Annotated in this window: 7 protein-coding genes and 1 pseudogene; 6 read left to right on the top strand and 2 right to left on the bottom strand. The window is 71.0% G+C overall.

Going from position 1 to position 9875, the window contains the following annotated elements:
- From VFO68_RS02050 to secA, 3 genes and pseudogenes are all read left to right on the top strand, one after another.
- A pseudogene (locus VFO68_RS02050) lies at positions 1-398 on the top strand (ComF family protein); the annotation flags it as partial.
- 528 nt (positions 399-926) lie between these two features.
- A complete protein-coding gene (gene hpf, locus VFO68_RS02055) occupies positions 927-1601 on the top strand; it encodes a ribosome hibernation-promoting factor, HPF/YfiA family (RefSeq protein ID WP_325156391.1) in 675 nt (224 codons plus the stop codon).
- A 197-nt stretch (positions 1602-1798) separates the two neighbouring features.
- On the top strand, positions 1799-4624 hold the full coding sequence (gene secA / locus VFO68_RS02060) for a preprotein translocase subunit SecA (protein ID WP_325156392.1): 2826 nt from the start codon (positions 1799-1801) through the stop codon (positions 4622-4624).
- A gap of 56 nt (positions 4625-4680) precedes the next feature.
- Here secA and VFO68_RS02065 read toward each other — a convergent pair whose 3' ends face one another.
- Both VFO68_RS02065 and VFO68_RS02070 read right to left on the bottom strand, forming a co-directional pair.
- Complete coding sequence (locus VFO68_RS02065; protein WP_325156393.1) at positions 4681-5154, bottom strand: Rv3235 family protein; 474 nt, start codon at positions 5152-5154, stop codon at positions 4681-4683.
- Positions 5155-5209: 55 nt separating this feature from the next.
- A complete protein-coding gene (locus VFO68_RS02070; protein WP_325156394.1) occupies positions 5210-5950 on the bottom strand; it encodes an RNA methyltransferase in 741 nt (246 codons plus the stop codon).
- A gap of 218 nt (positions 5951-6168) precedes the next feature.
- Between VFO68_RS02070 and VFO68_RS02075 the strand changes: the two genes are divergently transcribed.
- Genes VFO68_RS02075 through pruA form a run of 3 tightly spaced genes read left to right on the top strand, consistent with a single transcriptional unit; the run spans position 6169 to position 9757 of the window.
- Complete coding sequence (locus VFO68_RS02075) at positions 6169-7554, top strand: wax ester/triacylglycerol synthase family O-acyltransferase (protein ID WP_325156395.1); 1386 nt, start codon at positions 6169-6171, stop codon at positions 7552-7554.
- Positions 7555-7570: 16 nt separating this feature from the next.
- A complete protein-coding gene (locus VFO68_RS02080) occupies positions 7571-8074 on the top strand; it encodes a DUF6912 family protein (protein WP_325156396.1) in 504 nt (167 codons plus the stop codon).
- A gap of 54 nt (positions 8075-8128) precedes the next feature.
- Positions 8129-9757 carry an L-glutamate gamma-semialdehyde dehydrogenase gene (gene pruA, locus VFO68_RS02085; protein ID WP_325156397.1) on the top strand — a complete coding sequence of 543 codons (1629 nt, stop codon included), beginning with the start codon at positions 8129-8131 and terminating at the stop codon, positions 9755-9757.
- Positions 9758-9875 lie beyond the last annotated feature (118 nt).

A 9875-nucleotide genomic window follows, 5' to 3' on the forward strand; every position in this document is an offset into this window, starting at 1 on the left:
TGCCCGGCGTGCGACCCGCCCCGGACGGGACCTGGTACCTCGTCCCGGCCCCGTCCCGTCCGTCCGCCGCGCGCCGCCGCGGCGGGTCGCACCTGCTCGCGTTGGCCCGGCAGTGCGCCGCCGCGCTGGCCGCCGCCGGCCATCCGGCCGCGGTCGCACCGGTCCTGCGCCTCGACCGCCGGGCCCGGGACTCGGTCGGCCTGTCCGCCGCCGCCCGCTCGGCCAACCTGCGCGGCCGCCTGCACCTCGTTCCCACCGCCGCGCCCCCGCCCGGACAGCCCGTCATCCTGCTCGACGACGTCCTCACCACCGGCACCACCGCCGCCGCCTGCACGACCACCCTCGCCGCCGCCGGCATTCCGGTTACCGCGATCGTCACCCTCACCGCGACCGTCTGACCCCCCACCGTCCTCCCAGATGGCGGGAACGCCGAGGTTGCCCGGATGGGTGACTTGGGGGTGGCGGCAAGGGTTGACGGGGTGCCGACGGGTCGGGCGCGGGTTCTTCCGAATGGGTGTGGCAGGTGCGCAAAGTGTGTATTACCTTGGGCCGTAGGGGTGAAAATTCGGCCGGCAACTGGACGAACGGAGGACGGTCAAGTAATGAACCGCCGGCCTTGGTTGCGGACAGTCACATGATCACCCACCGCAACTTCGCCCTTGTTGGGACTGTTGCTCCGGGACGAGCCGGGCTAACGTGCCCGCTATCACGTCCCCGGTTCGCAGGGAGGAGGCGAAAAGCCCATGACCCTGGCGCCGGAAGGGCCCTGAGGTGGGGAGTCCGGCACGGCGGGCGACGTCCCGGCCGTGCGGCCGAACCCGTCGGGCACCCGTCTGGTGGTCGGTAACGAAATCCGATAACCGTCAGACATTTTCGGCGCCGCAGTGTTCGCTATCGAGCTCGCAATTTTGCGAGGGAGGTCGTGTATGGACATCGTGGTAAAGGGCCGCAACGTCGAGATTCCGGATCACTATCGGATCCATGTCGAAGACAAGCTGTCCCGACTGGAGCGGTATGACCGCAAGGTCATTCGCTTCGACGTCGAGCTGTTCCACGAACCCAACCGCCGGCAGATGAAGAGCTGCCAGCGAGTAGAGATCACCGGCATGGGCCGAGGGCCGGCCGTACGAGCCGAGGCGACCGCAGGCGACTTCTACGCCGCGCTCGATGCCGCCGTCAACAAACTCGAGAACCGGCTGCGCCGTCTGCACGACCGCAGGCGGGTGCACTACGGGCGTCGCAGCCCGGCCTCCGTGGCGGAGGCCACCGCCACCGTCGGCGCCGCGCCCAACGGCGCGTTCATCCGGGGTGAGACGAACACCCGCGCCGTCGCCCAGACCGCCTTACTGCCGACCCGGGAGTCGGAGTTCGAAGGCACTCCCGACGTTCCGGAACAGCGCTGGGACATCGAAGACAATCTGCCGGGCCACATCGTGCGGGAGAAGACACATTCCGCCAAGCCCATGACCGTCGACCAGGCGCTCTACGAGATGGAGCTGGTCGGACACGACTTCTACCTCTTCCACGACTCCGAATCGGACGCGCCGAGCGTCGTCTACCGCCGCCGGGCGTTCGACTACGGCGTGATCAGGTTGGGCTGACCAACCGTCATCTCATCGACAACGCGAATCGGGGTGCCCCGGCTGGTCCGGGGCACCCCCGAGGAGCAGTGTTCTGTCACTGGGGCACCATCAGCCACACTGGGCACACGTTGGCGGAGTGCGATCTCACACGGCCTACGATGGGTTGAGGCGTCCGGGGCGGACGCGAACAAAGCCAAGCTAGTGAGGTCGACCTGATGGTGCTGTCCAGGATTCTGCGCGCCGGCGAGGGCAAGACGCTCAAGCACCTGCGCAAGATCCGAGAGGACGTCAACTCCCGCGAGGACGACGTCGTCAAGCTGTCGGACGCCGCCCTCCGTGCCAAGACCGACGAGTTCCGCAAGCGGTACGAGGACGGCGAGTCGCTGGACGACCTGCTGGCCGAAGCCTTCGCGGTGGCCCGTGAGGCGGCCAAGCGGGTCCTCGGCCAGCGGCACTTCGACGTCCAGGTGATGGGGGGCGCCGCGCTGCACCTCGGCAACGTCGCCGAGATGAAGACCGGTGAGGGCAAGACCCTGACCTGTGTGCTGCCCGCCTACCTCAACGCGCTCAGCGGCGAGGGCGTGCACGTGGTCACGGTCAACGACTACCTGGCCAAGCGCGACGCCGAGTGGATGGGCCGGGTGCACCGCTTCCTCGGCGTGAGCGTCGGGGTGATCCTCGCCGAGATGACCCCCGAGCAGCGCCGCACCCAGTACCACTGCGACATCACCTACGGCACCAACAACGAGTTCGGGTTCGACTACCTGCGCGACAACATGGCCTGGAGCCTGGACGACATGGTCCAGCGCGGCCACAACTTCGCCATCGTCGACGAGGTCGACTCGATCCTGATCGACGAGGCGCGCACCCCGCTGATCATCTCCGGCCCGGCCGACCAGTCCTCGCGCTGGTACAACGAGTTCGCCCGGCTCGCCCCGCTCATGAAGAAGGACGTCCACTACGAGCTGGACGAGCGCAAGCGCACGGTGGGTGTCACCGAGGAGGGCGTCGAGTTCATCGAGGACCAGCTCGGCATCGACAACCTCTACGAGGCGGCCAACACCCCGCTGGTCGGGTTCCTGAACAACTCGCTGAAGGCCAAGGAGCTCTACAAGAAGGACAAGGAGTACATCGTCCGCAACGGCGAGGTGCTCATCGTCGACGAGTTCACCGGCCGCATCCTGCCCGGCCGCCGCTACAACGAGGGCATGCACCAGGCGATCGAGGCCAAGGAAGGCGTCGAGATCAAGGCCGAGAACCAGACCCTGGCCACGATCACGCTGCAGAACTACTTCCGGCTCTACGACAAGCTCGCCGGGATGACCGGTACCGCCGAGACCGAGGCGGCGGAGTTCCACAACACCTACAAGCTCGGCGTGGTGCCGATCCCGACCAACATGCCGATGGTCCGGGACGACCGGCCGGACCTGATCTACAAGACCGAGGAGGCGAAGTTCGAGGCGGTCGCCGAGGACATCGCCGAGCGGCACGAGAAGGGCCAGCCGGTGCTGGTCGGCACCACCAGCGTGGAGCGGTCCGAGTACCTGTCCAAGCTGCTGGTGAAGATGGGCGTCCCGCACAACGTGCTCAACGCCAAGCACCACGAGAAGGAGTCGGCGATCGTCGCCGAGGCCGGGCACAGCGGCGCGGTCACGGTGGCCACCAACATGGCCGGCCGGGGCACCGACATCATGCTCGGCGGCAACCCGGACCACATCGCCGAGACCGACCTGCGGGCGCGCGGGCTCGACCCGATCGAGACGCCGGACGAATGGGTCGCGGCGCTGCCCGCGGCGCAGGAGAAGGCGCGCGGGGCGGTGCGGGCCGAGGCCGAGGAGGTCAAGGCGGCCGGCGGGCTGTACGTGCTGGGCACCGAGCGGCACGAGTCCCGCCGGATCGACAACCAGCTGCGCGGCCGGTCCGGCCGGCAGGGCGACCCGGGCGAGTCCCGGTTCTACCTCTCCCTCGGCGACGAGCTGATGCGGCGGTTCAACGCGGCGATGGTCGAGCGGGTGATGGTGACCCTGCGGGTGCCCGACGACGTGCCGATCGAGGCCAAGATGGTGACCCGCGCGATCAAGAGCGCGCAGTCCCAGGTGGAGCAGCAGAACTTCCAGATCCGCAAGGACGTGCTCAAGTACGACGAGGTGATGAACAAGCAGCGCCAGGTCATCTACGGCGAGCGGCTGCGGGTGCTGCGCGGGGAGGACCTGCACGACCAGGTGCAGCACATGATCACCGACGTGCTGTCCGCCTACGTGCGGGGCGCCACCGAGGGCGGCTACTCGGAGGACTGGGACCTCGACAAGCTCTGGACGGCGCTCAAGACGCTGTACCCGGTCGGGTTCCGCTGGCAGGACCTGGTCGAGCGGGAGGACGACCTGACCCCCGACTCGCTGACCGAGGCGGTGCTCGAGGACGCGCGCACGGCGTACCGCAACCGCGAGAAGGAGATCGACGGCGTCGCCGGCGCCGGCAAGATGCGCGAGCTGGAGCGCTGGGTGCTGCTGCAGGTGCTGGACCGCAAGTGGCGCGAGCACCTGTACGAGATGGACTACCTCAAGGACGGCATCTACCTGCGGGCGACCGCCCAGCGTGACCCGTTGATCGAGTATCAGCGGGAGGGCTTCGACATGTTCGCGGCCATGCTGGACGCGCTGAAGGAGGAGTCGGTCGGCATCCTGTTCAACCTGCAGGTGCAGCAGGCCGAACCGGAGCCCGCGCCGGCCCCGGCGGCGGACGCCGAGCGGGTGGCCCGGGCGGCGCGGGCCGCCGAGCAGGCCCGCCAGGCCGAGCAGGCCCAGGCGGCGGCCCGTGCGGCGGCGGAGAACCAGATCCCGCCGGCGCTGCGCAAGGCCGGACTGGGCGCCCCGGCGCAGCAGCGGCTCACCTACAGCGGCCCGGCCGAGGGCGGCGGGGTCGCCTCGCACAGCGAGGGCTCCGGCAACGGCGCCGGCAACCGCGGCGCCGGCACCCGCCGGGAACGCCGCGCGGCCGAGCGGGCCAGTTCCAAGCAGCCACGTAAGAAGCCCCGCCGGTAGCTGTCCCGCCTCTCCGAATTTATGCGGTGGGTGCGTTCCGGCGAATGGTGCGGGTCCTAGACCGGCCTGAAGAGGGTGCACAGCCAGCCGGTTTCGGTCTCGTCGAACCGGGCGACGTAGGCGACGTAGCGGGTCGGGTGCGCTCCGCCGGTGATGGTGACGGTGGCGCACACCTCGACGGTGCTTGGCGTGGGGCGGCAGGTGTGCAGCGAGCGCAGCCGGTGCCGGCCGGGCTGCTGGCGTTGCCGGGTGCACAGCGCCGCGTACACGTCGGGCGTGACCAGGTCGCGGACGTGACCGAGCGGGCGGCGGCCGTCGACGGCCTCCAGGATCAGCCCGGCCAGCAGGGCCAGGCGGGGCCGGGTGGGGCCTGGTTCGGTCCGGTCCGGCCCTTGCCAGGGTGCGGCGGCAACCGGCGGCGGCTCGGGTGGCTCGTCCGGTCCGGGCGGGCCGGCGTGCCGGGACGGTTCGTACTCGGGCAGCGTGCGCAGCAGCACGCGCGGGGGCCGGGATACGGCGGGTGCGGACATCGGCTTCCTCGATCGCGGTCGGTGGTCCGCACTGTTGAGGAGGCCCGAGCCGGAATCAGGTCACAGTCCACCCGTTCGGATGAAATCGCCGGACCAGTTCGAAGCACAGCACCGCCGCGGCACTGGCCACGTTGAGCGACTCGACCCCGGTGGCCATCGGGATGGACACCCAGTGGGTCACCTGCCGGCGCACCTCCGCGCCCACCCCGTGCGTCTCGCCGCCCAGCACGAATGCCGCGCGCTCGGGCAGTTCGGCGGTGAAGATCGACCGGCGGGCGTCGGCGGCCAGCCCGAACAGCGGGTAGCCCGCGGCCCGCAGCGCCTCGGCGGCCTCCTCGGCGGTGGCGCAGCGCAGCACCGGCGCGTGGAAGGCCACCCCGGCCGATGCCTTGATCACCAGCGGGTCGATGCCGGCCACGCCGCGCCGGGGGACCACGATGCCGTCCACCCCGGCCGCCGTGGCGGTGCGCAGGATCATGCCGACGTTGGCCGGCGTGGTGATCCCGTCGAGCAGCAGCACCCGCGCCGGCCGGCCCGTGGCCAGCGCGTCGGCCAGCCGCCGCATCCGCGGCGCGACCACGTCGGCGAGCACCCCCTGGTCCTGCTTTCCGTTGCCCGCCAACACCTTCACCCGGTGCGCGCTCGCCCGGGACACCGGCACCCCGCGCCGGGCCGCGGCGTCGGTGATCTCCCGCACCGCCGGCCCGCGCGCACTGTCCGCGACGATCACCTTGTCCACGGCCAACCGCTCGTCGCCCAGTGCCTCCAGCACCGGCTTGCGCCCGAAGACCGTCACGAACCTGTCCTTGGGCGAAACACCTTCCACCCCCGCAGCATCGCACGACGAGTACCGGCCGCGAGTCGGGCCGCCGGTGTCTGGACTGAGGAGCAGCGCAGGGAGCGAGGAACGAGCGACCGAGCAGCGCACGAGGGAAGACACCGGACCGAGGCCCGCGAGCCGCCCGAGCGAGCTTGCGAGCGAGGGCAATCCAACACTGTGCCAGGATCCTTCGCATGGCCGATCGCCTGTCCACGCTCGACGCGTCGTTCCTCTACCTGGAGGAGCGGTCCGCGCCGCTGCACGTGGGCAGTGTGGCGCTGTTTCGCCGGCCGCGCTCCGGGTTCGACTACGGCCAGGTGGTGGCGCTCATCGAGCAGCACCTGCCGCAGGTTCCCCGGTACCGCAGGCGGGTGCTGCCGGTGCCGGGTCATCTGGCCCGGCCGGTGTGGGTCGACGACCCGGACTTCGACCTGACCTACCACGTGCGCCGCTCCGCGCTGCCCCGGCCGGGCAACGAGGAGCAGCTGCTCGACCTGGTCGCCCGGCTGTTCTCCCGCCCGCTCGACCACGCCCGGCCGCTGTGGGAGGCCTACCTGGTCGAGGGGCTGGCCAAGAGCCGGGTCGCACTGGTCACCAAGACGCATCAGGCCCTGGTCGACGGGGTGAGCACGGTCGACATCGGCCAGCTCGTCCTGGATCCCACCCCGCACATGCCGGAGCGCTACGCCGACGGCGACTGGCGCCCGCGCCGGCTGCCCGGGCGGACCGGCCTGGCCCTGGACGCCATGCGGGAGACCGTGGGCCGGCCCCGGGAGATGGTCGAGAACCTGCGGTCGGTGGCGACCGACGCGGTGGCCACGGTCCGCAAGGTGACCGGCGCGGCGGCGGCGCTGATCGACACGATGGGCACGGTGGCCCGCCCGGCCGCCGCCGGGCCGCTGAACGTGCCGATCTCCAGCCAGCGGCGGTTCGCCGTGGCCCGGGCGCGCCTGGCCGACCTGCGCGGTGTGCGGGCCGAGCACGGCGGCACGGTCAACGACGTGGTGCTGGCCGTGGTGTCCGGCGCGCTGCGCACCTGGCTGCTGTCCCGGGGCGAGCCGGTCACCTCGGGGACCACCGTGCGCGCGCTGGTGCCGCTGGCCGTGCGGGACGACGCCGGGGCGGCGGCCAGCAAGGTGACGCCGTACCTGGTGGACCTGCCGGTCGGCGAGCCGAACCCGGTGGTGCGGTTGCAGCACATCAGCCACGCGATGCGGGCGCACACCGGCTCCGCCGTCGCGGCCTCGGCACTGCTCGGCGTCGGCGGGCTCTCGCCGCCGACCCTGCACGCGCTCGGCGCCCGGGCGGCCGCCTCGTTCTCCAAACGGATCTTCAACCTGGTGATCGCCAACGTGCCCGGCCCGCAGGTTCCGCTCTACGCCGGCACGGCCCAGCTGACCGAGACGTTCCCGGTCGTGCCGCTGGTGCGCAACCAGGCGCTCGCCGTGGGGGTCACCTCCTACGACGGTGGTGTCTACTTCGGACTGACCGGCGACCGCGACGCCCTGTCCGATGTGGACGTTCTGGCGAAGATGGTGGAGGAGTCCGTCGACGAGCTGGTGCCGACGGCACCGCGTTAACCAAGAGGGGCCAGTCATGAGGGTCTACGTTCCGGCGACCATCGCCATGCTGCGCCGCCTCGACGAGGACGGCGAGCTGGTCGCGGTGGACAACACGGCGTTCGCGCTGACCCCGGCGCTGCGGGAGTACTACCGCACCGGCGACAACGACGAGTTGGAGTACGCGGCGATGCTGGAGGCGGCCCGCGCGTCCCTGCGGCTGATCGCCGCCGAGCTGGCGCAGGACGTGCCGGCGATGTCGCGCCGGGCGGTGATCTCGGCCGACGTGGACGGCGCGACGCTCCGCCCGGACCTGGACTACGCCGTGGTCCGGCTGGCCGGCCCGGTGCCGCTCAAGGTGGTGGCCGCGGTGCATGTGGACACCCCGGAGGCGGAGACGGCGGTGCGGGCGGCCTCGGCCGTGATCGACGCCGCCGACCTGGGCGATCCGGACGCGGAGTTCACCCTCGGGGAGGCCGAGGACCACGAGCTGTCCTGGTACGCGCCCCAGGAGTTGCCGTTTCTCCTCGAGCTGCTCTGAGGTGGGAGGATGGCTCTCGCAGCCACGAGCAGCCAACCCTCAAGGAGCCACACGATGGACGCGGTGTCGTCGGTCCCCGGACCGGTCAACGAGCGGGTGCGTGCCTACGCGCCGGGCAGCCCGGAACGGGAGTCGTTGCAACGCCGGATCACCGAGCTGGAGGGTGAGCGGGCCGAGCTCACCATGACCATCGGCGGCGGGCAGCGGATGGGCGGCGGCGGGCGGATCGACGTGGTGCAGCCACACGACCACGCCCACGTGCTCGGTGTCACCGGGGAGGCCACCCGGCAGGATGTGGCCGACGCGGTGAGCGCCGCCAAGGTCGCCGCCCCGATGTGGCGTGAGCTGCCCTTCGACGAGCGTGCGGCCATCCTGCTGCGGGCGGCCGAGCTGCTGGCCGGACCGTGGCGGGACACGATCAACGCCGCGACCATGCTCGGCCAGTCCAAGACCGCCCAGCAGGCCGAGATCGACAGTGCCTGCGAGCTGATCGACTTCTGGCGGTACAACGTCCATTTCGCCCGGCAGATCCTGGCCGAGCAGCCGTTCTCCTCGCCGGGGGTGTGGAACCGGTTCGACCATCGCCCGCTGGACGGGTTCGTCACGGCGATCACTCCGTTCAACTTCACCGCCATCGCCGGCAACCTGCCGACCGCGCCCGCGCTGATGGGCAACACCGTGGTGTGGAAGCCGTCGCCGACCCAGCAGTTGGCCGCGCACCACACGATGCGGCTGCTCGAGGCCGCCGGACTACCGCCCGGTGTGATCAACATGGTGACCGGCAACGGCGAGGCGGTCAGCGAGGTGGCCCTGTCCGACCCGGACTTCGCCGGGCTGCACTTCACCGGCTCCACCCGTACGTTCCGGTACCTGTGGCGGATGATCGGTGACCGGCTGGACGGTTACCGCTCCTACCCGCGGATCGTGGGGGAGACCGGCGGCAAGGACTTCGTGGTGGCACATCTCACGGCCGATCCGGGCCCGCTGGCCACCGCCCTGGTCCGGGGCGCGTTCGAGTACCAGGGCCAGAAGTGCTCGGCCGCCTCGCGCGCCTACATCGCCCAGTCGGTGTGGGAGGGCGGGCTGCGCGAGCAGCTGGTCGACACGGTCGGCTCGCTGTCCTACGGCGACGTGACCGACTTCACCCACTTCGGCGGCGCGGTGATCGACCGGCGGGCGTTCGCCAAGCACCGGGAGGTGCTGGAGATGGCCGCGTCGAGCTCGACGGTCGAGGTGCTGGCCGGCGGCACCGCGGACGACTCCGTGGGCTACTTCGTGCAGCCGACCGTGCTGCTCGGCACCGACCCGATGCACGACGTGTTCACCACCGAGTGGTTCGGCCCGATCCTGGCCGTCTACGTCTACGACGACGCCGAGTACAGCAAGGTGCTCGAACTGGTCGACGGCTCGACCCCGTACGCGCTGACCGGCGCGGTGTTCGCCACCGACCGCAACGCGATCGAGCAGGCGCACAAGGCGCTGCGGTTCGCGGCCGGCAACTTCTACGTCAACGACAAGCCGACCGGCGCGGTCGTCGGCCAGCAACCGTTCGGCGGCAGCCGCGGCTCGGGCACCAACGACAAGGCGGGTTGGAGCCACAACCTGCAGCGCTGGGTGAGCCCGCGGACGATCAAGGAGACCTTCGTGCCGCCGACCGACCACACCTACCCACACATGGCCTAGTTCTAAAACCTGACTAGCCGGGGAACCACTCCGGCGTCACCACCGGGTGCTCCGGCCGCCAGCCGGTGGCGTCGGTCAGCCGGGCCGACGTCACCCGCTGCGACCGGGCGAGTGCCTT

Origin of the sequence: Actinophytocola sp., assembly GCF_035712165.1 — a bacterium.
Classification (GTDB): domain Bacteria; phylum Actinomycetota; class Actinomycetes; order Mycobacteriales; family Pseudonocardiaceae; genus DASYTH01.

What these genes read in the sequence shown, in the direction of transcription:
- pruA (WP_325156397.1), top strand. Translation starts at nt 8,129, where the DNA reads ATGGACGCGGTGTCGTCGGTCCCCGGACCGGTCAACGAGCGGGTGCGT.
- hpf (WP_325156391.1), top strand. Translation starts at nt 927, where the DNA reads ATGGACATCGTGGTAAAGGGCCGCAACGTCGAGATTCCGGATCACTAT.
- secA (WP_325156392.1), top strand. Translation starts at nt 1,799, where the DNA reads ATGGTGCTGTCCAGGATTCTGCGCGCCGGCGAGGGCAAGACGCTCAAG.
- VFO68_RS02080 (WP_325156396.1), top strand. Translation starts at nt 7,571, where the DNA reads ATGAGGGTCTACGTTCCGGCGACCATCGCCATGCTGCGCCGCCTCGAC.
- VFO68_RS02065 (WP_325156393.1), bottom strand. Translation starts at nt 5,154, where the DNA reads ATGTCCGCACCCGCCGTATCCCGGCCCCCGCGCGTGCTGCTGCGCACG.
- VFO68_RS02075 (WP_325156395.1), top strand. Translation starts at nt 6,169, where the DNA reads ATGGCCGATCGCCTGTCCACGCTCGACGCGTCGTTCCTCTACCTGGAG.